The organism is Clostridium sp. LIBA-8841 (assembly GCF_057782475.1).
In genome coordinates this window covers 3,422,175-3,446,420 of sequence record NZ_CM173488.1, presented here as the reverse complement: position 1 = coordinate 3,446,420, position 24,246 = coordinate 3,422,175, and the positions used below count along the sequence as shown (strand labels likewise).

Genomic DNA, 24,246 nt, shown 5'->3' with positions numbered 1-24,246 from the left:
AATTAATAGTTTTGATACAGCACATTTTATATACAACTTATTGCTTTTTGCAACATGAAATCTTCTATATATTCTTCTGAATAAACTTTTCTGCCCATGAGATTAAATATTAATTCATCTCTAGAATATCCTTCTTTATAACGCTTTAGGTTCTTAGTTAATTTTTTTAAGGAACCTGGTGTAAGCCCTAGCATAGTTTTTATATCATTACCGGTATAAAAACTTTTTATAAAAAGCTCATTAAGTTTATTCTGCATTTCAAGTTTATAATTTAAATCTACAAACTTATCTCTATGTGGACCATTTTTAGAACGGTGATGTTTCTTACATAAATATTTATAATTTAGTTTGAAATCTAGACCACCTTCTGCTCTATGAACTATGTGATGAACATCAGCGTAATCACCACAAATCTCACAACAATAAGACATATAATCCTCCTTAATTTTGATATACCCATTTATAGTAATAAAATAGCATAAAAAAATAGTTTAATCAATATAAGCGAGCTTTTTTAAATAGATATGAGGGTATATAAAGAAATTTAGGATTTTTTACACTTTGATGTTAAAAAAAGTTAGCAATATAATTAAATTATAAAATATATAAAGGGGGTTTTAAGATGCGTAACTTATTTCGTCAAAGATTAAAAAAAGAAGAAAATCCCGAGAAGTATTGGGGTGAATTAATAAGAAAAAATGAAACCCTAAAAGGAAGAATGTTCAAAGATGAACCTATAACTAAAGACACAAAATATCTACATTATGTAATATTTAATAGACATGTTGGATTCCAAAATGTTTGGGTAATGGTACCTGATTTTAATAGCCTCATACAGTTTATACAATATGTCTTTATGCCAGAGGCTTATTATAAATGGGTTGAAGGAAAAAGAAAATTAGTAACACAAATTCCATCAAATGATGTAGAAAAAATTATCTCTATAGTAAAGAGTAAAGCAACAGAAGAAGATAGAGAGAAAATGAAAAATGATATTTTAGCATTAAGAAAGTTAAATGGATTTAATGCTGAAAATGGAATGAGAAAATTAAAAATATTCTGTAGTAGATTTAATAACAATTGGATTGGAGATAAAGATGAGTTTTTATACTTAAAAGTCTTCAATAATGCTGAAGAATTAGGTAAGTTTGTTGTTGAAACTAACTTACAAACTGATTGTGAAGATTGTTATGAAAAAACTATAGGAATGACTACAGAAGAATGGTATAGAGTTTGTAAAAATGCTGATAAAAATAAAGAGGATGGAGAAAAATTTAAAACTGTGTTATTTAAGTACTTGGAAGATATTGTTTAAAATTAAATTCGCTTAGTATTAATAAAAATATAAAATAAATTCAAAAAAATGTTGACAATTTTTAAATGATTATGTATAATAATTTTTGTTGATTCAAGTTTGTATCTTTAGCTCAGCTGGATAGAGCAACGGCCTTCTAAGCCGTGGGTCAGGGGTTCGAATCCCTTAAGGTACACCATGTTGGGATATCGCCAAGCGGTAAGGCAACGGACTTTGACTCCGTCATTCGCAGGTTCAAATCCTGCTATCCCAGCCATTTTTTTGAATAATAAATCAAAAAATACTTGACAACATGTTAATATTATGTTAACATATAAACATACCAAGCGGGTGTAGTTCAATGGTAGAACACCAGCCTTCCAAGCTGGATACCCGGGTTCGATTCCCGGTACCCGCTCCATTTTTTAAGGTTTTACTGTAAAATTCTCTTAAAAAATGCAATATGCACCATTAGCTCAGTTGGTAGAGCACCTGACTCTTAATCAGGGAGTCCAGGGTTCGAATCCCTGATGGTGCACCAAGCATCGCTTACTAAGGCGATGCTTTTTTTATTTTAAAATATATCGGTACATTTGATATAAGAAAAATTAATTAATATAATACTGTGTAATGAGAAATATATATTTTAGAGCGGATTTTTGAAGGGAGATAAAAATGAAATCTATGAATAAAATTGCTGCTATACATGATATTTCATGTTATGGAAGAGCAGCTTTAGCGACAATAATTCCTATATTATCTTCAATGGGTAATCAAGTATGTCCACTTCCAACTGCGGTTTTATCAACACATACAGATGGATTTGGAAAACCTGCAATTAGAGATTTAAGTGATTTTATATATGAAACTAAGGAGCATTGGAAAAAGCTTAACTTAGGTTTTCAATGTATTTATAGTGGATATTTAGCAGATCCTAATCAAGTTAAATTTGTAGAGGACTTTATAAAAGAATTTAAAGAAGAAGATACTTTAGTTGTTATAGATCCAGTTATGGCTGATAATGGTAAGCTATATGATGGCATGAGTGAAAAAATGATTGAAGAGATGAGAGTTTTGATTAAGAATGCTGATATAATAACTCCTAATATTACAGAAGCTACTTTACTTTTAGGAAAAGACTATAAAGAAAACTTAACTGAAGAGGAGATTAAGGAGTATTTAATTTCCTTGGGAAACTTAGGACCTAAAATAAGTATAATAACAAGTGTACCAAGTTCAAAGGGAAATGAATATATTGATACTGTGCTGTATGATAAACAGGAAAAGATGTTCTACAATTATTCTCATAAAAAAATAAATGCATTTTATTGTGGAACTGGAGATGCCTTTGCATCCTTGTTAATAGGATGGATACTAAGAGGCGAATGTGATGAAAAAGCTTTAGAAAAAGCATGCAACTTTATAGCAGAGGCAATAGAATATAGTGAAAAATTTGATTATCCACCTAATGAAGGAATATTGCTTGAAAGTTTGTTATATAAATTAGTAAGTAAATAAATTATTAAAAACAATATAAATTAAATTGACAAAGTAATTTTGGCGTGTTAGTATTAAAAAAAATAAAATTTAATAAATCTTATCAAGAGAGGTGGAGGGACTGGCCCTGTGAAACCCAGCAACCGGTAATTCTTTGCGGTTAAAACAATACTGATTTTAAAATAATAAAAGTCAGTAATAATTTCATGTGCAAAGATTTATAGCGGTGCTAAATCCTGCGGTAGAAACTGAGAGATAAGAAAGAGAATCTGTAAGAATAATAACTTCTATCCTGGGATAGAAGTTTTTTTATTTTGTAGGATAAATAAGATAGGTTTATTAAATAGATTAGGAGGAGAGAAAATGAAAGAAGGAAAGTTTTCAGCATTATTACCATTAATAATTTTTGTATCAATCTATTTAGGAACTTCAATAGTAATGAAAGATTTCTACTCGGTTTCTATTTTAGTTCCTGGGATAATAGCCGCATTAGTCGGAATATTTATGAACAGAAAAAGAGGGATTGAGAAGAACATAGAGATATTCTGTAAGGGAGCAGGAAATAGCAATATAATCTTAATGTGTTTAATTTTTATATTAGCAGGTGCTTTCGCAGAAGTGGCTAAAAACATGGGAGCAGTAGAATCAACAGTAAACTTAGGTTTAACAATATTACCTAAAAACATATTAATAGCAGGAATATTTATAATATCATCATTTATAGCTATATCATTAGGAACATCAATGGGAACAATAGCTGCCATAGTACCAATAGCTATGGGAATTGCAGAAAAAACTAATATAGCATTACCTCTTATAGTTGGGGCAGTAGTAGGTGGAGCTATGTTTGGAGACAACCTATCAATGATTTCTGATACAACAATAGCAGCAACAAAAACTCAAGGTTGTGAAATGAGAGATAAATTTAGAATAAACTTTAAGGTTATATTACCATCAGCTATTTTAGTAATTATATTATATACATTCTTAGGAAGTGGTTCTAATGCTTCTGTAGGACAATATGACTATAATTTAATAAAAGTTATTCCATACCTAGGAATTTTAATAGCAGCATTAATGGGGGGAAATGTAATTGCTATATTATCAGGTGGAATAATTTTAGCTGGAGGAATCGGATTCTTTACTGGGGCTATGGATTTAAAAGCATTCTTTGATTCTATATCAGCTGGAGTTGCTGGAATGAGTGAACTTATATTAATTTCAATAATAATTGGAGGAATTGTTGAGATTATAAAAGAAAATGGCGGTATAGATTATGTATTAAATTTAGTTACTAAAAGAATCAATGGCAAAAGAGGGGCTGAATTTGGTATTGGATTATTAGTAAGTTTAATTGATGCATGTACTGCAAATAACACAATTGCTATTGTTACAGTTGGACCTTTAGCAAAGGATATTTCAAATAAATATAATTTAGATTCAAAGAGAGTTGCAGGAATATTAGATATGTTTTCTTGTGCAGTTCAGGGAATAATCCCATATGGAGCACAGTTAATGTCAGCAGCAGCTTTAACAGGATTAAGTTCATTTGAAATAATGAAATTCTTATTTTATCCATATTTAATGGGAATAAGTGCAATAATATTTATAGCATTTTTCCAAAAGAAAGAGAATACTGAAACAAGTGAAGAATTAGATGTTGCAGTAACTCAATAAACTATAAAAAGCAATAAGCACTAAAAAGGGGATTTTAGATATCGGATTTAAAGAAATGTAGTATAAAGTTGGATTTTATAAGTTATAAAAAGAGTATATACCTTCCAATGTTAAGGAAGTTATATACTCTTTTTTTATTTCATTAAAAGACAGATACTTTGAGAAGAAATTCCTTTACCTGAGCCAGTAAAGCCAAGACCCTCTTCAGTTGTTGCTTTAACATTTATTTGGTCTAAATTTATATTTAACGCTTTTGCTATATTTTCTCTCATTGTAGGTATATGAGGAGCCATTTTAGGTTTCTGAGCTATTATTGTTGCATCTATATTGGATATTTTATAGTTATTTTTATATATAAGTTCACCAACGAATTCAAGAAGCCTTATGCTATCTGCCCCTTTATATTTAGGATCAGTATCTGGGAAATGCTTACCTATATCACCTAAAGCTGCAGCACCTAAAAGCGAATCCATTATTGCATGTAATAAAACATCAGCATCTGAGTGACCTAAAAGTCCTTTTTCATAAGGAATTTTAACTCCTCCTAAAATTAAATCTCTATTCTCAACTAATTTATGAACATCATATCCCATTCCGATTCTCATTTTTATCACCTCTTAAAAATATTTATCATTATGGTGAGAGCCACCATAATTTCTATGGTTTCATTATATATAATTATTATTATGTTATCAAAGAGTATTAATCTTTATTATAATTTAGCAAAGATTAAAAATAAATTTGTAACATAAAGAGTGTAATATATAATTAAAATATAAATAAATTAAAGAATTCAAATTTATGAAAAAGATGTATTTACTGTATAAAATTTTATATAGATATGATATATGCTATGGTATAATAAATTGAGATTTAATTAAAGAAAATAGTGCTATTGCTTTTAAATATTTAAATTTATATAAAAGTAGTTATTTTAAAGCTTAAATTAGTAGATAGCATTATAATAAAAGGGAAAATTAAATAGAAAGGGTGCATTGAGAAGTGTGGGGAAAAATTAAAAATGTTTTAGGGATTTTTTTAATTGTTGCAGGGGTATCTCTTATTGGGATAACAATTTGGATGAAGTATGATACTTATAAACAACAACAAGCGGTTTTGGAGAGTTTTAAGAATCTAACTTTTGATGTTCCAGAAGGTGAAAATTCAAATGGTGAGGCAACTTTTGAAGAAGAGAATGATGGTAATAACAAAGTTGAAGGTAGTGAAACTAAAGAGAGTAAGAAACCAGAAAAGGCACAACTTGAAGAAGGAAATGGAATTGGTATTTTAAATATTCCAAAGATAGACTTAGAAATTGGTATAATAGAAGGCGTTAGATATGAAGATATCAAGTATGTAGTAGGTCACTTTCCAGGAGCACCTATGCCAGGAGAAAAAGGGAACTTTGCTATAGCTGGACATAGACAGTCATATTTTGGAGAGGCTTTTAAAGACATTGATAAACTTGAAAATGGGGACAAGGTTAATGTTACTTATAATGGAAAAGAATATACTTATGAAGTAACAGATATGTATGAGGTTACTCCAAGTCAAACAGAAGCTTTAGAGCCTACTAAAGATGCAACAATGACTTTAGTTACATGTACTATGGATGCTAAAAATAGAGTAATAGTAAAAGGAAAGTTAGTGGAATAAGACTGGGTTTTTGCCTTAGTCTTATTTTTTGTAAAATATATATAAAGGAGTGTAGCTTAATTGAGTGAGGTAACTTTTAGAAAAGATAAATATATGTTTTCTACTAGAAATATAAAGAAGAATCTAGATAAGAATATCTTAAAAAAAGAAATAAGTACTTTTATAAAAGAACTTAGAAAATTTAAAGTTAATATAAAAAATCTTTCTAATGAATCTTTTAATCTTGAAGAAAGAAATTTAATTCTTAATATAGCATATTTTTTAGTTGATGAGGAAGTTCTCTTAAGAAAAATATTGAATAGAAGAGAGTTGCCTACAAAAGTTATAGCTAAAAAAACAGGCTTTAGTAATGAAAAGATAATCAATTGGTCAAACTATATAATTGCTTATATAGTTTTATTATACAATGCAAATTATACAAATTTAGCAATGTATCTAAATATAAACTTTAAGGATTTAGAAAGCCTTGCAGTTATAAAAGGAACTAAGGGAGAAGAGACTGTTTATAAAGGATTAGTTATGTTAGAAGGGAAAAATAGTACCATAATATTAACTAAGGAAGGCCAATTTATAAGAATAAAAACAAGATGTGAAAATAAAGTTGGAGAGGAACTGTCCGGTAAGGAAAAGAAAACTTTAAGACATTATAGAAAGATAATAATCAGTGTTGTTTTAATTGCCTTTGTTCTTATAGGTGGATTTACATTTATTTATAAGCAACAAGAAACTACCATATTAATTCAAGGAACATCCAAAGTCAAAATTGGATTAAATAGATTTAATAGAATAGTCTATAGTTATTCACCAACAGAAAAGGGAAATATATTAGTAACAGAGTTAAAGTTAAATAATGATAAATTTGAAGATGGAATGATTAATATATTAAAAGGCTTTGAGGAGCAGGATATGATACCATCAAATAGAATTGTTAGTATTTATATAACTGGAAAAATGGTGGATACTATAGATTTAAATAATATCACAGCTTATGTTGATAGTGTAAACAAGGATGATAATGCAAATAATAATTTTAGAATAAAGATAAATAATTCAGGGTATGAAAAGAAAAATTAATAAGAAAGGGATTATTTATAGTGAGAAAAGTATCAAGGAATAACAACAGAAGAGAAAAAAGTTTTTCTAATAAAAAAAAGCATAGAAATGAAGAGAAAAAAATTAATAATCCAACAAAACAAAAAATAGCAAAGAAGGCTTCAGAAAAAGATATAGTTATATCAAATAAAAATGAAGTTAGAGATGAAGTTAGATTAAATAAATACATAAGTGAAACAGGATTTTGTTCTAGAAGGGAAGCAGATAAGCTTATAGAACAAAGAAGAGTCAAAATAGATGGAGTTGTTGCAACAACAGGAATGAAAGTTTCAAAAGGACAGAGTGTATCTATTGATGGTAAATCATTGAAGGTTGAAAATGAACTTGTTTATATAGCTTTAAATAAACCTGTTGGAATAACTTGTACAACAGAAAGCAAAGTAAAGGGAAATATAGTTGATTTTATGAATCATGAGAAGAGAATATTTCCAATAGGAAGATTAGATAAGGACTCTCAAGGATTAATATTCATGACTAATGATGGGGATATAGTAAATAAAATTTTAAGAGCAGGAAACAATCATGAAAAAGAATATGTTGTTACTGTAAATAAACCTATAACTGATGAATTTATAAAAGGTATGAGTAATGGTGTTCCTATACTAGGCACAATTACTAAGAAGTGTTTAGTAAAAAAAGAAGGGAAATATGCCTTCAGAATAATATTAACACAAGGCTTAAATAGACAAATAAGAAGAATGTGTGAGTATTTTGGTTATGAAGTTAAGAAACTAGAAAGACTTAGAATAATGAATGTTAGTTTAGGAAATTTAAAGATAGGTTCATGGAGATATTTAACCAAAAAAGAGTTAGCAGAAATAAATAGACTTACATCAAACTCTATAAAAACAGAAGAGGCTTCTAGATAAGAGAAGTTAACATAATAAAACTCCTATAAATATAGAAATTTCTATATTTATAGGAGTTTTCTTCTATAGCTTAATAAGCATTTTTTATTTGGCTATGTTTTGAGCTAGGGTTAAAAGTCTAGCTAAAAATCAATATTTATCTAGAACAGAAGCTTTTACTTTGTGTCATAAAAGAATAGTGCTTTTTCAATAAAATTCATTACTCTTTTTTCATAAAGGAGTTTATTGGTCGCTAAAGATTCAGCATGTTCAGCTCCTTCTACTAAATAGAGTTCTTTATATCCTCTAACTTTAGCATTAAATAAATCTACTGCCATATACCAAGGAACAAAATAATCTTCTTTACCATGAATAAACATAATTGGTATCTTAGTTGAGGCTACTATATCTATAGGAACTATTTTTTTCATAGAAAATTTTGCTTTTAATTTCATGAACCAGTCTGCGAAAATAAGGCCAGGGCTAAGAATTTTTCTAACTATTCTATTTTTGAAACCATGAGATATTTGAAAGCCTATAAGTCTGTAGAAATTAGAATAGCCACAATCTTCAATAACAAATTTTATAGAATTATTTAAAGGGATAGTTTCCATTACCGTTCCTGCACCCATAGATTCTCCGTGAAGTCCTAATATTATATCGTCTCCAAATCTAGATTTTAAATATTCAATCCACATGTTTACGTCATATTTTTCATAAAAACCGTATGTGGAGTATTTACCTTCACTTTTTCCATGTCTTCTTTGATTTACTATAAGAACGTTGAAGCCATTTCTATAAAAAATATCAAAATATTTTAAAGAACCAACATAACAAATAGAAACACCGTGCACTAATACTATAAATTTGTTTGTTGGTTTTTCATTCATTATTAATGTTGATGTTAGGTTAAGATTATCAAAAGATTTTAAAGTTATATCTTCTTTATGAACAGAATCATATAGTGTCTCATCAAAAAGATTATTTTCTACGTATATATTATAGCTTTGAGCTATATCATGAAGTTTTCTAGTTACAGTTGATTTAAATATATAAATACCTATTGCTGAGAAAAATATAATAACTAGAATTGCAATAACAATCAATATAATAAGGTATTTCATTTTTATCACTCCTAGCAAGATTTTAAATAGTTTTTTATTTATACATAATTATAACATTTAAGAGAAAAATAAATTGAGTTAATTATAAAATGGAGGTTTATTTTTATGAAAATTAAAAGAAGTTTTTTAGGGCTTATATTAGTAATTCTAGTCTTAGCGGTACCAGTTTTCGGAGAAGAAATAAACAAAATAGAAGTTGTAGAAAAATCTATAGAAGAAAATACTGATAAACATGAGGTTAAAGTTAAATATCCTATGATTCATGGCGGAGAAAAAGAAGTTGTAGACAAAATAAATAAAACCATAGAAAATTATACTTTAGATTGGATAAATGATATTAAATTACTGGGCGAAGAATATAGTAAAGAATATGAAAAAGCAGGAACTCCAATGCCTAAAATGGAGGCCTATAGTTTATTTGAAGCTTTTAATACAGATGAAGTTATAAGTTTACCTGTTACTTATTATCAGTATACTGGTGGAGCTCATGGATTGACAACTAAGGTTTCTTATAATTATGATTTAAAGACTGGAAAAATTCTTAAACTAAATGACTTGTTTAAAGAAGGATTTGATTATAAAAGTATAATTGATAAAAAGGTGAGAGAGGATATTGAAAAAGAAAAAGATATTTATTTTGAAAATGGGGCTTTATTTAAGGGGGTTAATGAAAATCAAGCATATTACTTAAATAAGGATGGAATTATAGTATACTTTCAACAGTATGAAATAGCGCCATATTCTTCAGGAATCAGAGAGTTTAAAATCCCTTATGGAGAATTAAAGGAAGGTCTCGTTTATAAATTAGGAGTTTGATATTGGAATAGTTTAGAAAATAAATTTTAGATTTTCTAAACTATTTTTTATTTTAATATTGATTAATTAATCAGTGATATATTTGAAAATAAATATAAAGGGCGTTTTATTATTTTTAAAAATACGATTATAATAGATAAAAAAGAAGAACTTATTTCCATATTATGATTAAAATTTGCATTAATTAAGTAAGATTATAATAAATTAAAAATGTTAACAGAAAGGGAGAGCTTTATGAGTGCGTTAGGAGAAAAGATAAATGAACAAAGGCAGTATTTTAGTACAAATGAAACAAAAGATATAGAGTTTAGAATAAATAAATTAAAAAAACTAAGAGAGGTTTTAAAAAGTGAAGAAGAAAAAGTTCTTGAGGCTTTAAGAAAAGATTTAATGAAATCAGTTTTTGAATCTTATATAACAGAAGTTGCCATGGTATATGATGAAATAAATATTCAAATTAAAAATATAAGAAAGTGGAGTAAAGATAGAAGAGTAAAAACTCCTATAGTTCAATTTCCAGCAAAAAGTTTTGTACACTTAGAACCTTATGGTGTTGTTCTTATAATTGGTCCTTTTAATTATCCTTTTATGCTTACAATGGATCCTTTGATTGGTGCCATAGCAGCAGGAAATACAGTTGTTCTAAAACCATCTGAATCAGCACCAGAAACATCTAAAGTGCTTAAAAGTATTTTAGAACAAGTATTTGATGAAAAGTATGTTCTTCATGTTAATCCCGAAAGAGGAAAAGAAGTGGTTGACGAATTGTTAAGAGAAAAATTTGATTATATATTCTTCACTGGAAGTGCCATGGTTGGAAAGATAGTAATGAAGGCAGCTGCTGAGAATTTAACTCCTGTGACCTTAGAACTTGGAGGAAAGAGTCCATGTATTGTAGATAAGGATTGTAAAGTAGAGTTAGCTGCAAGAAGAATTGTTTGGGGAAAAGCAATGAATTCAGGACAAACATGTGTAGCACCGGACTATTTGTATGTTCACAAGGATATTGAGGAAGAGTTTATTAAGAAATTAGAGGAAGAAATTAAAAAGCAATTTGGAGAAGAACCTCTAAAATCAGAGGATTATTCTAGGATGGTAAATGAAAAAGAGTTTAATAGAGTACTTTCTTATATAGATAAGGATAAGTTAGTTTTTGGTGGAAACTATAACAAGGAAACTCTTCAAATAGAGCTTACAATTTTAAAAGGTGTGACTTGGGATGATCCTGTAATGGAAAGAGAAATTTTTGGACCTATTCTTCCAATTTTAAATTTTGAGGATTTAAATGATGTTATAAAGATTGTAAATAGTAAAGACAAGCCTTTAGCTTTGTATTATTTTTCAGAAGATAAGAATAAGATTAAAAAGGTGCTAAATACTACATCATCAGGTGGAGTTACAATAAATGATACCTTAGTACATGTATCTTCATCTTATTTGCCTTTTGGTGGAGTTGGAAAAAGTGGAATGGGAGAATATCATGGCAAGTATAGTTTTGACTTATTTTCTAATAAAAAGGGTGTCATGAATAGAAAAACATTTTTAGATATAAAAATTAGGTATGCTCCTTTCAAAAATAAGTTGAAAATAGTTAAAAAAATTATGAAATAAATAAAAAATGGATGAATATGACTGGTTTTGTATGGAAATGATTTAAAAAGTTATGTATAATATAATTAAAGATTGTATATGTTTTCAATGAGCGGATAAAAAAGTTCTTAAAATATAGTGTTCAATTTATATTTAAAACATATAACTTAATTAGGAATACAATCTTTGAAAGTTACGTCTATGTACTAATGCCTGTTATTTATAGATGAACTTCTGACAAACCAATAATATTGTATAATAAACATATTAAAGATTAAGTTTTTATGCTTCAAGGTTTGGGGGAGCCTTTGAGTACAATCACTGTTGGAAATATGATTAAGTTTTATTTAAACTTAAAGAACATGTTTTGTTCTTACATGAATTTTTTTAGCTTCGACGGGGAAGAAGCTTAATGTATCTTTCAGCTTATGATAGATATTAGGGTATTTATATTGAGAAATTATTTTTATTAATTATTGAATTTTGAGAGAATTTATTAAATATGGTCATTTAAAGGGGACGTTTCAAGTTTAAATTAAAATTTAAATAATTGTATTAGTTATATTGGTTTGCGAAAAAAGGTCTAAGTTTATGCTTAGGCCTTTTTTTTCTTGAAATTAGCAACTATTTTTTGAATTAAGCCATATAAGAACTATAGAAATATTTATGTTTAAAATATACAATTAAATAAAGAAAAAGTTTACAAAGGTATAGGGGGTTTTCAAATGAAATATACTTTCCCAGAAAACTTTTGGTGGGGAGCTGCAACTTCAGGGCCTCAGTCAGAAGGTAGATTTAATAAGAAACATGATAATGTATTTGATCACTGGTTTGATATACAGCCAGAATTATTTCATAATGGTGTTGGACCAGATGTAGCATCAAATTTTTATAATAGTTATAAAGAAGATTTAGTAATGCTAAAAGAAATAGGTTTAAATTCTTTTAGAACTTCAATTCAATGGACAAGATTAATTAAGAACTTTGAAACTGGAGAACCAGATGAAGATGGAGTTAGGTTTTATAATGATGTAATAGATCAATGTTTAGCTAATGGAATAGATATAATAATGAATCTACACCACTTTGATCTTCCAGTTGAGCTATATGATAAGTACGGTGGATGGGAATCAAAGCATGTTGTAGAATTATTCGCTAAGTTTGCAAAGACTGCATTTGAATTGTTTGGAGATAGGGTTAAAAAGTGGGCTACATTTAATGAGCCTATAGTTATTATAGAAGGGCAATATCTTTATAAGTGGCATTATCCTTGTATAGTTGATGGTAAAAGAGGAGTTCAAGCGGCTTATAATATAGCCTTAGCTTCAGCCAGAGCTATAGAAGAATATAGAAAGTTAGGACAAGATGGTGAAATTGGAATAATAGTTAATCTAACACCGGCTTATCCAAGAAGCGAAGAAAAAGAAGATTTAAGAGCTGCTGAAATTGCTAATGCTTTCTTCAACGAATTATTCTTAGATCCAGCAACTAAAGGTGAATTCCCTAAGAACTTGATTGAAGTTTTAGAGAAAGACGGCGTTATGTGGGAGTCAACAGAGGGAGAATTAGAGGTTATAAAAAATAATACAGTTGATTTCTTAGGAGTAAATTACTATCAACCAAGAAGAGTGAAGGCTAGAGAGGAAGAATACACTGGAGAAACATGGGCACCAGAAAAATACTTTGATAACTATGATATGCCAGGAAAGAGAATGAACCCTCATAGAGGATGGGAAATATATCCTAAGGCAATCTATGATATAGCAAAAAATGTTCAAGAGAACTATGGAAATATAAAATGGTTCATTTCAGAAAATGGAATGGGTGTTGAAGGTGAAGAAAAGTTCAAAAATGCAGAGGGTATAATAGAGGATGATTATAGAATAGAGTTTATAATCGAACATCTAGAATGGCTTCATAAAGCAATAGAAGAAGGATCAAACTGTGTTGGATATCACTTATGGACTCCAATAGATTGTTGGTCATGGTTAAATTCATATAAAAATAGATATGGATTTATATCTTTAGATTTAGCTACTCAAAAGAAAACTATTAAAAAATCAGGAAGATGGATAAAAGAAGTTTCTGAGAACAATGGTTTTTAAAATTAGTATAAAATAAATTAATATTAATAAATTAGGAAGACCTTAGAGGGGTATTTTTACTTACACTAAGGTCTTAAATTTTTTTAATACTCACATAATGGCATATTTTCACATAAAATACACTATAACAATTAACGGAGTTGAAGGCAACATGCTTTACTCATTAATTTTAGCAGGGGGTAAGGGAACTAGACTTTATCCACTTTCAAGAAGCTCAAACCCTAAACAATTTCTTAGCATACACAATAATGGAAAGAGTTTTCTTAGTAATACTGTGGATAGGATTAGACCCATAATCGAGAAAGATAATATTTATGTGGTGACAAACAAAGAGTATGAAGACAAAATAAGAGATGAACTAAAAGATATAAGAAAAGAAAATATCTTTACTGAACCTGCTAATAAAGAAACTGCAACATGTATAGGTCTTTCGGCTGCCAAGCTTCTAAAGAAGGACAAGGATGCAGTTATGATTGTATTGCCTTCAGACCATTATATAGAAGGAGATAAAAGTTATCTTCAAACTCTGGAGCAAGCCGTAGAAATTTCTGATAAGAAGAGAGCTATTGTAACCATTGGAATAGAGCCGAGCAGACCAGAAACAGGTTATGGCTATATAGAAATGGGTGACAGAATTAACGGTGACATTCCTACCTTCAAGATAGCAAGGTTTACAGAGAAACCTAATTTAGAAGTTGCAAAGGACTTCTTATTAAAGGGGACTTATTTATGGAATAGTGGGATGTTTATATTTAGAGCTGATGTTATATTGAGAGAAATTGAAAAGTATATTCCTAAGATGTATAAATGTTTAATGGAGATATATCAACACATTGGAGAAGAGGATGAGGAAGAGATAATAAGAGAGCAATATTCATTAATTGATGGAATATCAATAGATTTTGGAGTAATGCAAAAAACAAGAAGATCCTTTGTCATAAAGTGTGATTTTTCTTGGGATGATATAGGTAGTTTCTCAGCTTTAAGTAGATTTTTAGAGTCTAATGGTAATAATAGAACTTCAGAAAATGTCTTTTTAGAGGAATGTGAAAATTGTTCCGTTTTTGGAAAGGAAAAATTAATAATAGGATTTGGAATAAAAGACTTAGTATTAGTTGATGCAGGAGATGTTATTTTGGTTATGGATAAGGGAAGAGACCAAGAAATAAAACATCTATTAAATTCTATTGGTGGTAAGAAGGAATTTAAAGAGTATTTATAAGCTTAATAGGCTTATGTAAAAAAAGACCTATATCATGTGTTCTTAAAGCATATGATATAGGTCTTTTTAATTATTTATATTAGTTTTAAACTTTTATTATAAAGAAAAATAATGAATTGAATTAATTACTTTTAAGAGTGATGTTTATTTGAATTTTATACTTTTTCACATAAATAAGTATTAATTAAAACTTTTAGTGTTTAAAATATGTTATAAATATGTTTTTGTGTTATTATAATAATAATATAAATTTGGACTTTACGGAGGTATTGTTTATGAGTGATAGAATTGTAGATTTCAATGAATTAAAGAATAAGGCAAGAGATAAAGATATAGATAATTTTGAATCATACATTTATGATTTATACTACTCAGTAGCTCAGGGAAATATGAGTATGATGGATCTTTCAAGAGAGATAACTAAATACATGAATGAAAATAATATTTCTCAGGAAAAGTTCTTAAACATACAAACAGAAATGCTTAAGAGATACGGCTTTGATATGGAAGATATTGAAGGTCAAATGAAAAACTTAGGGATAGATATGAGTAATTTTGGAATTCAAGAAGGAGACTATGAGGGCTTAAGAAAAACTTTAAGTTTCCAAGAGAAATATAAAGGAAAAGTAAAAACATCTAATGTTACTACATATTTTATAAAAAATGAAAAAAATGATATTGAATTAATTTTAGAAAAAAACAAGGTTCTTATAACTAGTCCTAAAAATATAGATCTTCAGGATGGTGAATTAAATGAGTTTTTATGCTCATACAAAAAAACTCTTCCAGATGATCTTTTAGATATAAGAATTTGTGAAAATGTAGGACAATATAATTACTAAAATACTTTTAGTTAGACCTAAACATATTTAAGTTTTATACTTAGTATGTTTAGGTCTTTGTAATTAGGTAAAATAAATTACTAATTATATTATTAAAATTTAGGTTTGGTTCTGAGTCAATATTCATATAAAGAGAACTGAAATTTAAGCGGAATATGACTTTGTTGGATTAAAGTTTATGTTACAGTTATATTTTTCTAAATAAAAAGTAGGTTTGTTAATAATTAATTAATAAATAAAAATTATTTTTGTAATATACTTTTATTAGATATGAAATATCATATTAATTAAGAGACTTTTTTAAAAGGGATTAGAGGTAATAAATTATGTTAATGAACACTCATGTTCTTATTGCACAAAATATATTGAGAGATGTTGACGTAAATTTTAAAATTAGTGAAAAAAATTTTATATATGGAAATGTAAAACCAGATATGGTTTCAAAGTATAAATTAAAGAAGCATTATTTAGATGAATCTTTTGATATGATAGTGAATAAGATAAAAAAATTATCATCACTTAGTATGTATGACTTTAAAAAGAAATTCTCAGTAAGCAGATTTAGCCAAGAACTTGGAGTTATATGTCATTTTATATGTGACTTCTTCTGTGTTCCTCATAGCGAAAGATGGGAATTTAAGCACAGTATGAATAAACATGTTAAATATGAAAAAAAGTTAGCTAACTTTGCTAAAACATATGTCCCTTCAAAAGATGAATTTGAAATATTGGGTAATATGTCTGTTGAGTTTTTCTTAAAGGAAGCCCATAAGATATATAGAAGGAGAGAAAGCTATAGAAATGATATGCAATATGCTTATTTTGCTTGTAGAAGTATTATTAAGTATATAAGTGATTCTATATCTATAAATACGCAAGTGGTTTATTCAGAAGTTATAGCTTAATGCAAATATTTCCTTTCCATTATAAAGTATGTTAAAATTGATATGTATTTAGACGAGTAATTTTTATAATAGAAAGGGTATGAGATGGAGAGTAAAGTAAATGAACCTATATACAAGCAGATTGCTTTAGATATTGCAGGAAGAATATATAATGATGACATGAAAATAGGAGAAAAGATACATGGTAGATCAACTTTAGCAAGTAATTACAATGTATCGCCAGAAACAGTTAGAAAAGCTGTTAAATTATTAGAAGATATGAAAGTAGTATCATCAAGCAAAGGCAGTGGAGTAACGATTATCTCAAAGGATAATGCTTATAATTTCATAAATAGGTTTCATTCAATTGAAAGTGTAACATCTTTAAAGCATGATATAGACTCTTTAATGAGAGAAAAAGAGACCATAGAAAAAAATATAGGAGAAATGATAGAGAGAATAGTAGATTATTCAAATAGACTTAGATATACTAATCCATTAACTCCTATAGAAATAGAATTGCCAAAAGAATGTGATCTTATAGGAAAGAGCGTTTCTGAATCAAAGTTTTGGCAGAACACAAAAGCGACTATTGTTGCTATAAGAAGAAATGGTGAGCTTATTATATCACCAGGGCCGTATTTGGTTTTTGAAAAAGGTGATAATTTACTTGTGGTTGGAGAAGAAGATATATTAAAAAAAATAGAGAAATTCTTAAAGAAATAATGAAAAGCTAAACTAATTTAAAATTAGTTTAGCTTTTTTTAGTTGCATTTTATATAGGACAGACATATAATATAAATGAACATATGAACAGATGCTCATATGTTAATGTTAATAATAGGAGTTTGAATTATGAAGAATAATAAGATAGAAAGTTGTAACTGTTCTACTATTCATGAAGATATACTAAAGAGAGTAAAAGAACACTTACCAAAGGAAGAAGTTCTTTATGAGTTAGCAGAAATATTTAAAGTTTTTGGAGACTCAACAAGAATAAAAATATTATGTGCATTATTTGAAGGAGAAATGTGTGTATGTGATATGGCAGAGTTATTAAAAGTAAGTCAATCAGCCGTATCTCATCAATTAAGGGTATTAAAACAAGCAAGACTTGTTAAGTTTAGAAGAGAAGGTAAAGTAGTATATTATTCATTAGCTGATGATCATGTTAAACACATTTTCAATGAAGGTTTAGACCACGTTTTAGAGTAAAGGAGATATTAGTCATGAAAGAAATAAAATTTTATTTAGACGGTTTAAATTGTGCAAATTGTGCAGGAAAGATTGAAGATAAGATAAATAAACTTAGTGATGTTGATGAAGCTGTTCTTAATTTTTCAACAAAGCTTTTATTAATAACTCCTAAAGAGGGGATTTCAGAAAAAGAGCTTGATGAAAAAGTAGAAAAAATAGTTTTAGGTTTAGAACCAGATGTAAAAGTTCTAAAGGAATCAGAAAAAAATAAAATGCAATCTTCAAACCATAGAGATTGTTGTGATGAAGAGGATGAACATGGACATGTTCATGGTCACTCACATAGTCATGGAAGTATCAAAGGTAATAATTTTGGAATAGATAAAAAAGACCTTATTAGATTAGGGGCAGCCTTAACTTTATTTATAATAGGAATGATAGTTAATTTAGATAAGATGTATGAATTTATTATCTTTGGTGTAGCTTATATTATAGCTGGTGGAGAAGTTCTTTTAAAAGCATTTAAAAATATATTAAAAGGACAGGTTTTTGATGAAAACTTCTTAATGACTATAGCTACAATTGGTGCATTTGCCATAGGTGAATTCCCAGAAGGGGTAGCAGTAATGCTATTTTATGAAGTTGGAGAAATGTTCCAAGATTATGCGGTAAATAAATCAAGAAAATCAATATCAGATTTAATGAATATAAGACCAGATTTCGCTAATTTAATTAATCTTAATGGAGAAGAACAAAAAGTATCTCCAGAGAGTGTTTCAGTAGGATCAATAATAGTAGTAAGGGCAGGCGAAAAAATTCCTCTAGATGGTACTGTTTTATCAGGTGAAGCAACGTTAGATGTATCTGCATTAACAGGAGAATCATTACCAAAAGAAGTAGAAAAAAATGATGATGTATTAGCAGGTTCAATAAATAGAAGTGGTTTATTAAAAATAAAAGTTACTAAGAGTTTTGGAGAATCTACAGTTTCTAAAATATTAGATTTAGTTGAAAATGCAGGTAATAAAAAATCTCCAACAGAGAAGTTTATAACTAAGTTTGCAAGGTATTATACACCAGTAGTTGTATTTTTAGCTTTAGCACTTGCAGTTATTCCACCTTTGGTAATAAGTGGGGCAAGCTTCTCAGAATGGATATCAAGAGCTTTAATATTCTTAGTTGTTTCATGTCCTTGTGCTTTAGTAGTATCTATACCTCTTGGATATTTTGCAGGAATTGGGGTAGCATCTAAAAATGGTATCTTAATAAAAGGAAGTAACTATTTAGAAGCTTTAAATAATGTAGAGAGTATAGTTTTTGATAAAACTGGTACACTAACAAAAGGTACATTTAAAGTTAAAAAAGTAGAGAGCACAAGCGAATTAAGTAATGAAGAATTATTAAAATTAGGAGCATATGCTGAGTATTACTCAAATCATCCAATTGCTAAGTCAGTAGTAAGTGCCTTTAATGGAGAAGTTGATAAATCATTAATATCAGATTATGAAGAGATTCCTGGAAAAGGTATAAAGGTAACAATTGATGGAATGACAGTTTTGGCTGGTAATTCAAAGTTAATGAATATGGATAATATAACTCTTACACCTATAAATGAAGTTGGAACTGTAGTTTATTTAGCTAATGAAAATAGTGAATTAGGCTATATAGTTATTTCAGATGAAATAAAAGAGGATGCTAAAGAAGCTATAAGTGGATTAAAGAAAATAGGTGTTAAACAAACTATTATGTTAACTGGAGATAATGAAAAAGTTGGAGACAGTGTTGCTAAAGAGTTAGGCATAGATAAAGTATACTGCAACTTATTACCACAAAACAAAGTAGAAAAATTAGAAGAACTATTTAACAATAAAAGTAAGGATAAAAAGATTGCTTTTGTTGGAGACGGAATAAATGATGCTCCCGTACTAGCTAGAGCCGACATAGGAATAGCAATGGGAGGTGTAGGATCAGATGCAGCGATAGAAGCAGCAGATGTTGTAATAATGGATGATGAACCAAGTAAGATAATAAAAGCAATTGATATAGCTAAAAGAACAAATAAAATTGTATGGCAAAATATAATTTTTGCTCTAGCAATTAAAGTTATAATTTTAATATTTGGAGCTTTAGGAATGGCTAATATGTGGGAAGCAGTCTTCGGAGATGTAGGTGTAACATTAATAGCTGTACTAAATTCAAGTAGAATATTAAAAAATAAGAAGTTATAACCGTGAAATTTGTCTAATGTTGTTGACAAGACTTAGTTTTTTTGCTATCCTTACATGGTAAGAATACTTTCAGGCATAGGGTATAGATTGTAAATAATTCCCTTAAACTTTTATATTAAACATTATGAAATGTTTAAATAGGCTTGTGTGCACGTAGGGTTTTAGACACGCAAGCCTTATTTTTTTTGTAGAAATTTATTAATAAGTTAAGTTATAACAAAATAATGCAATTTTAATTATATTAACCAAGTATTATAAAAATGGAAAAAAATATAAATAATATACTTAAATACATATATTTTTGATAGTGAAACCAAAAGAATGTTAAAATATAGACAAACTTTTTTGGGTATGGTAATATTTTAGAAGGTTAAATTTGTAATTTTATCATTTGAGTTTAGAATACATTCTAAAAAGTAATTGCTTTTTAAAAAAAGAACAATTTTAGAAAGAGGTGCTATTAAAATGGAAAAGAAAAAAGGCATATCTATGGCTGTTATAAAAAGATTGCCTAAATACCATAGATACTTACAAGAATTAATGGAAAATGATGTTGATAGAATATCTTCAAAAGAGTTAAGTGAAAAAATAGGATTTACTGCTTCACAAATAAGACAGGATCTTAATTGTTTTGGTGATTTTGGCCAACAGGGTTATGGATATAATGTAAAAGAATTATACAATAATATAGGAAGCATATTAGGACTTACAAGAGACTATAATACAGTAATAATAGGTGCTGGTAATATAGGGCAAGCGATAGCTAACTATAATAGTTTCAATAGATTAGGCTTTAAATTAAGAGGTATATTTGATGCAAATCCAAGAATGTTTGGAATTAAAATAAGAGATGTAGAGATACAAGATGTAGAGAAACTAAAAGATTTCGTAAAAGAAAATGACATTGAAATAGGAATAATTTGTGTACCAAGAACTAATGCTCAAAAGGTTTGTGATGATTTAGTTGAAGGTGGAATAAAGGGCATTTGGAACTTTGCTCCTATAGATCTTGAAGTACCTAATGAGATAAGAGTGGAAAATGTACATTTAAGTGAGAGTATGATGACTTTAGTTTATCTTTTAAATCACAATGACGTAAAATAGAGTGAATTTATCATAGGATAAATTGTTTAATATGGAAAAAAAGTATTAGATTTTCAAAAAAATATAAATAATATATTGAAATATTTACTATTAAGTTTTATAATTTAATTGAAGTACCAAGTACTTCAATTATTTTTTTGCCTTTGCTTGTTACAAAATTAACAATAATTTTGGAAAAATATAAGGTGGAAGAATATTAAGTTGTTAGTTATTAGTTGTTAAGCTATTTAAAACCATATATTCGCTATGGTATATGAGGGAGGAAATACGATGGAATTAAATAATGTAATCTTTGAAAAAGAGGGCAACATTGGAATTTTAACAATTAACAGACCAAAAGCATTAAATGCACTAAATTCAGAAACTTTAAAGGACTTAGATACTGCTATAGACCACATCGAGAAACAAGATGATGTATACGTTGTTATCTTAACAGGTGCTGGAGATAAAGCATTTGTTGCAGGTGCTGATATAGCAGAAATGAAAGATTTAAATGAAGAACAGGGTAAAGAATTTGGACTTTTAGGTAACAAAGTATTTAGAAGATTAGAAAAATTAGACAAGCCAGTAATTGCTGCTATAAACGGTTTCGCTTTAGGTGGCGGATGTGAAATTTCTATGGCTTGCGATATAAGAATTGCAACTACAAAGGCTAAGTTCGCACAACCTGAGGTTGGTTTAGGAATTACTCCTGGATTTGGTGGAACTCAAAGATTACCAAGAATAGTTGGAATGGGTAAAGCTAAAGAACTTATTTACACAGGCGATATGATAAAAGCTGATGAAGCTTTAAGAATTGGTTTAGTAAATAAAGTTGTTGAGCCAGAAACTTTAATGGAAGAAGCAATGGCAATGGCTAAAAAAATAGCTGCTAATGCACCAATAGCTGTTAAGCTATGTAAAGATGCAATTGATAGAGGTATGCAAGTTGATATAGATTCAGCAGTAGTTATAGAAGCTGAAGATTTTGGAAAATGTTTTGCTACAGAAGATCAAACTGAAGGTATGAGTGCTTTTGTAGAAAGAAGAGAAAAGAATTTTAAAAACAAGTAATTTTTTAAATAAATGGTTGTGTGGATTTAAGGAGGGTAATTAAAATGAACTTTCAATTAACAAGAGAACAAGAATTAGTTAAGCAAATGGTTAGAGAGTTTGCTCAAAACGAAGTTAAACCAATAGCTGCAGAAATCGATGAAACAGAAAGATTCCCTATGGAGAATGTTAAAAAAATGGCTAAGTTAGGAATGTTGGGAATTCCTTTTAGTAAAGAATATGGCGGAGCTGGTGGAGATACTTTATCTTACATCTTAACTGTTGAAGAATTATCAAAAGTTTGTGGTACTACAGGAGTTATAGTTTCAGCTCATACTTCATTATGTGCTTCATTAATAGATCAATTCGGTACTCCAGCTCAAAAAGAAAAATATTTAACTCCACTTGCTAAAGGTGAAAAGTTAGGTGCTTTCGGATTAACTGAACCAGGTGCTGGTACAGATGCTGCAGGTCAACAAACTACAGCCGTATTAGAAGGAGATAACTATATCTTAAACGGAAGTAAAATATTCATAACAAACGGTGGAGTTGCTGATACTTTCATAATCTTTGCTATGACTGATAAGAGTCAAGGTACAAGAGGAATCTCAGCTTTCATAGTTGAAAAAGACTTCCCTGGATTTTCAATTGGTAAATTAGAAGACAAAATGGGTATAAGAGCTTCTTCAACAACTGAGTTAATAATGGAAAACTGTGTTGTTCCAAAAGAAAACTTAATCGGAAGAGAAGGAAAAGGATTTGGAATAGCAATGAAAACTCTAGACGGTGGTAGAATAGGTATCGCTGCTCAAGCATTAGGGTTAGCAGAAGGAGCTTTAGAAGAAGCGGTTGCTTACATGAAAGAAAGAAAACAATTCGGTAGATCATTATCTGCATTCCAAGGATTACAATGGATGGTAGCAGAAATGGATACTAAAATTGAGGCTGCAAGATTTTTAGTATATAAAGCAGCTTGCTTAAAAGAAGCGGGTAAACCATATTCAGTAGATGCTGCAAGAGCTAAATTATTTGCTGCAGATGTAGCTATGGAGGTTACAACTAAGGCTGTTCAATTATTCGGTGGATACGGATATACTAAGGAATACCCAGTAGAAAGAATGATGAGAGATGCTAAGATAACTGAAATCTATGAAGGAACTTCAGAGGTTCAAAAAATGGTTATCGCAGGAAGCATATTAAGATAATTTTAGGAGGGCTTTGAGATGAAAATAGTAGTTTGCTTAAAACAAGTGCCAGATACAACAGCTGTTAAAATAGATCCAAAAACAGGAACTCTTATAAGAGATGGAGTTCCATCAATAATAAACCCAGAGGATAAGCATGCTTTAGAGGCTGCATTAGAATTAAAAGATAATAATGGAGCAGAAGTAACTGTAATAAGTATGGGACCACCTCAAGCTAAGAGTGCTTTAAGAGAAGCTTTATGTATGGGAGCTAACAAAGCAATTCTTATAACTGATAGAGCATTTGCAGGGGCTGATACTTTAGCTACTTCAAAAGCTTTAGCAGGAGCAATAAAGAAATTAGAATATGACATAATATTCGCAGGAAGACAAGCTATTGATGGAGATACTGCACAGGTTGGACCAGAAATAGCTGAGCATTTAAATATTCCTCAAGTAACTTACGTTCAAGGTGTTAAAGTTGAAGAAGATGGATTATTAATAAATAGAGCTTTAGAAGATGGATATGAATTAATAAAAGTTGATGCTCCAGTACTTTTAACTGCTATAAAAGAGTTAAATGAGCCAAGATACATGAATGTTAAAAACATATTTGAAACATCTGATGATGAAATCTTAGTATGGTCAGCTGATGACATAGATGTAGACAAAGCTGAATTAGGATTAAAAGGATCTCCAACAAAAGTTAAGAGATCAATGACTAAAGAAGCTAAAGGTGCAGGAGAAATAGTTAAAGAATCACCTAAAGATTCAGTTACTTATGTACTAGGCAAATTAAAAGAAAAACACTACATCTAAGGATTATGGGAGGT

General features: G+C 28.9%; 22 protein-coding genes, 4 tRNA genes and 1 riboswitch. Of the genes, 23 read left to right on the top strand and 3 right to left on the bottom strand.

Annotation, left to right across the window (positions count from 1 at the left end):
- Nucleotides 1–26 precede the first annotated feature (26 nt).
- Nucleotides 27–431, bottom strand: a complete 405-nt coding sequence (locus AC2A4K_RS15295; protein WP_322505058.1) for an HNH endonuclease signature motif containing protein — start codon at nt 429–431, stop codon at nt 27–29.
- Between the two features lie 191 nt (nt 432–622).
- On the opposite strand from AC2A4K_RS15295, the gene AC2A4K_RS15290 reads away from it, so the two are divergent.
- From AC2A4K_RS15290 to AC2A4K_RS15260, 7 genes are all read left to right on the top strand, one after another.
- A complete protein-coding gene (locus AC2A4K_RS15290; RefSeq protein WP_322505059.1) occupies nt 623–1,315 on the top strand; it encodes a hypothetical protein in 693 nt (230 codons plus the stop codon).
- A gap of 101 nt (nt 1,316–1,416) precedes the next feature.
- Nucleotides 1,417–1,493: transfer RNA gene (locus AC2A4K_RS15285), tRNA-Arg, on the top strand.
- Nucleotides 1,494–1,496: 3 nt separating this feature from the next.
- Nucleotides 1,497–1,571: transfer RNA gene (locus AC2A4K_RS15280), tRNA-Gln, on the top strand.
- Nucleotides 1,572–1,641: 70 nt separating this feature from the next.
- Nucleotides 1,642–1,715, top strand: a tRNA-Gly gene (locus tag AC2A4K_RS15275).
- A 44-nt stretch (nt 1,716–1,759) separates the two neighbouring features.
- A tRNA-Lys gene (locus tag AC2A4K_RS15270) sits at nt 1,760–1,835 on the top strand.
- Nucleotides 1,836–1,969: 134 nt separating this feature from the next.
- The gene (locus AC2A4K_RS15265) at nt 1,970–2,812 is read left to right on the top strand and encodes a pyridoxamine kinase (RefSeq protein ID WP_322505060.1); all 843 of its coding nucleotides are present in this window, start codon (nt 1,970–1,972) and stop codon (nt 2,810–2,812) included.
- Between the two features lie 76 nt (nt 2,813–2,888).
- Nucleotides 2,889–3,053, top strand: a riboswitch (SAM riboswitch).
- A gap of 101 nt (nt 3,054–3,154) precedes the next feature.
- Nucleotides 3,155–4,468 (top strand): Na+/H+ antiporter NhaC family protein, encoded by a 1,314-nt coding sequence (locus tag AC2A4K_RS15260; RefSeq protein WP_322505061.1) that lies wholly within the window; start codon nt 3,155–3,157, stop codon nt 4,466–4,468.
- A 134-nt stretch (nt 4,469–4,602) separates the two neighbouring features.
- Here AC2A4K_RS15260 and ispF read toward each other — a convergent pair whose 3' ends face one another.
- A complete protein-coding gene (gene ispF, locus AC2A4K_RS15255) occupies nt 4,603–5,073 on the bottom strand; it encodes a 2-C-methyl-D-erythritol 2,4-cyclodiphosphate synthase (RefSeq protein ID WP_322505062.1) in 471 nt (156 codons plus the stop codon).
- 397 nt (nt 5,074–5,470) lie between these two features.
- Between ispF and AC2A4K_RS15250 the strand changes: the two genes are divergently transcribed.
- From AC2A4K_RS15250 to rluF, 3 genes are read left to right on the top strand one after another with little or no spacing between them, the layout of a single operon-like run.
- Entirely contained in the window at nt 5,471–6,124 is a 654-nt protein-coding gene (locus AC2A4K_RS15250) for a class D sortase (protein WP_322505063.1), read from the top strand.
- Between the two features lie 60 nt (nt 6,125–6,184).
- Nucleotides 6,185–7,198, top strand: a complete 1,014-nt coding sequence (locus AC2A4K_RS15245) for an anti-sigma factor domain-containing protein (protein WP_322505064.1) — start codon at nt 6,185–6,187, stop codon at nt 7,196–7,198.
- Nucleotides 7,199–7,218: 20 nt separating this feature from the next.
- Nucleotides 7,219–8,106, top strand: coding sequence for a 23S rRNA pseudouridine(2604) synthase RluF (rluF, locus tag AC2A4K_RS15240; RefSeq protein WP_322505065.1), 888 nt, complete (start codon nt 7,219–7,221; stop codon nt 8,104–8,106).
- 155 nt (nt 8,107–8,261) lie between these two features.
- Here the strand turns inward: rluF and AC2A4K_RS15235 are convergent, their stop codons facing one another.
- Complete coding sequence (locus AC2A4K_RS15235; RefSeq protein WP_322505066.1) at nt 8,262–9,209, bottom strand: alpha/beta hydrolase; 948 nt, start codon at nt 9,207–9,209, stop codon at nt 8,262–8,264.
- A gap of 105 nt (nt 9,210–9,314) precedes the next feature.
- Here AC2A4K_RS15235 and AC2A4K_RS15230 point away from each other — a divergent pair, with 105 nt between their 5' ends.
- From AC2A4K_RS15230 to AC2A4K_RS15170, 13 genes are all read left to right on the top strand, one after another.
- Nucleotides 9,315–10,025 (top strand): DUF3298 and DUF4163 domain-containing protein, encoded by a 711-nt coding sequence (locus tag AC2A4K_RS15230; RefSeq protein WP_322505067.1) that lies wholly within the window; start codon nt 9,315–9,317, stop codon nt 10,023–10,025.
- Between the two features lie 234 nt (nt 10,026–10,259).
- Nucleotides 10,260–11,636, top strand: a complete 1,377-nt coding sequence (locus tag AC2A4K_RS15225; protein WP_322505068.1) for an aldehyde dehydrogenase — start codon at nt 10,260–10,262, stop codon at nt 11,634–11,636.
- Nucleotides 11,637–12,340: 704 nt separating this feature from the next.
- Complete coding sequence (locus AC2A4K_RS15220; protein ID WP_322505069.1) at nt 12,341–13,720, top strand: glycoside hydrolase family 1 protein; 1,380 nt, start codon at nt 12,341–12,343, stop codon at nt 13,718–13,720.
- A gap of 151 nt (nt 13,721–13,871) precedes the next feature.
- Nucleotides 13,872–14,942, top strand: coding sequence for a mannose-1-phosphate guanylyltransferase (locus AC2A4K_RS15215; protein ID WP_322505070.1), 1,071 nt, complete (start codon nt 13,872–13,874; stop codon nt 14,940–14,942).
- Between the two features lie 275 nt (nt 14,943–15,217).
- Nucleotides 15,218–15,784: a DUF3867 domain-containing protein gene (locus tag AC2A4K_RS15210; protein ID WP_322505071.1), complete on the top strand. Its 567-nt coding sequence runs from the start codon at nt 15,218–15,220 to the stop codon at nt 15,782–15,784.
- A gap of 326 nt (nt 15,785–16,110) precedes the next feature.
- Complete coding sequence (locus AC2A4K_RS15205) at nt 16,111–16,689, top strand: zinc dependent phospholipase C family protein (protein WP_322505072.1); 579 nt, start codon at nt 16,111–16,113, stop codon at nt 16,687–16,689.
- An 84-nt stretch (nt 16,690–16,773) separates the two neighbouring features.
- Entirely contained in the window at nt 16,774–17,394 is a 621-nt protein-coding gene (locus tag AC2A4K_RS15200) for a GntR family transcriptional regulator (protein ID WP_322505073.1), read from the top strand.
- Between the two features lie 129 nt (nt 17,395–17,523).
- Nucleotides 17,524–17,883, top strand: a complete 360-nt coding sequence (locus AC2A4K_RS15195; RefSeq protein WP_322505074.1) for an ArsR/SmtB family transcription factor — start codon at nt 17,524–17,526, stop codon at nt 17,881–17,883.
- A gap of 14 nt (nt 17,884–17,897) precedes the next feature.
- Nucleotides 17,898–20,093, top strand: a complete 2,196-nt coding sequence (locus AC2A4K_RS15190) for a heavy metal translocating P-type ATPase (protein WP_322505075.1) — start codon at nt 17,898–17,900, stop codon at nt 20,091–20,093.
- Nucleotides 20,094–20,558: 465 nt separating this feature from the next.
- The gene (locus AC2A4K_RS15185; protein WP_322505076.1) at nt 20,559–21,197 is read left to right on the top strand and encodes a redox-sensing transcriptional repressor Rex; all 639 of its coding nucleotides are present in this window, start codon (nt 20,559–20,561) and stop codon (nt 21,195–21,197) included.
- 270 nt (nt 21,198–21,467) lie between these two features.
- Complete coding sequence (locus tag AC2A4K_RS15180) at nt 21,468–22,250, top strand: short-chain-enoyl-CoA hydratase (protein WP_322505077.1); 783 nt, start codon at nt 21,468–21,470, stop codon at nt 22,248–22,250.
- A 44-nt stretch (nt 22,251–22,294) separates the two neighbouring features.
- A complete protein-coding gene (locus AC2A4K_RS15175) occupies nt 22,295–23,434 on the top strand; it encodes an acyl-CoA dehydrogenase (RefSeq protein ID WP_322505078.1) in 1,140 nt (379 codons plus the stop codon).
- An 18-nt stretch (nt 23,435–23,452) separates the two neighbouring features.
- Nucleotides 23,453–24,232: an electron transfer flavoprotein subunit beta/FixA family protein gene (locus AC2A4K_RS15170; RefSeq protein WP_322505079.1), complete on the top strand. Its 780-nt coding sequence runs from the start codon at nt 23,453–23,455 to the stop codon at nt 24,230–24,232.
- Nucleotides 24,233–24,246 lie beyond the last annotated feature (14 nt).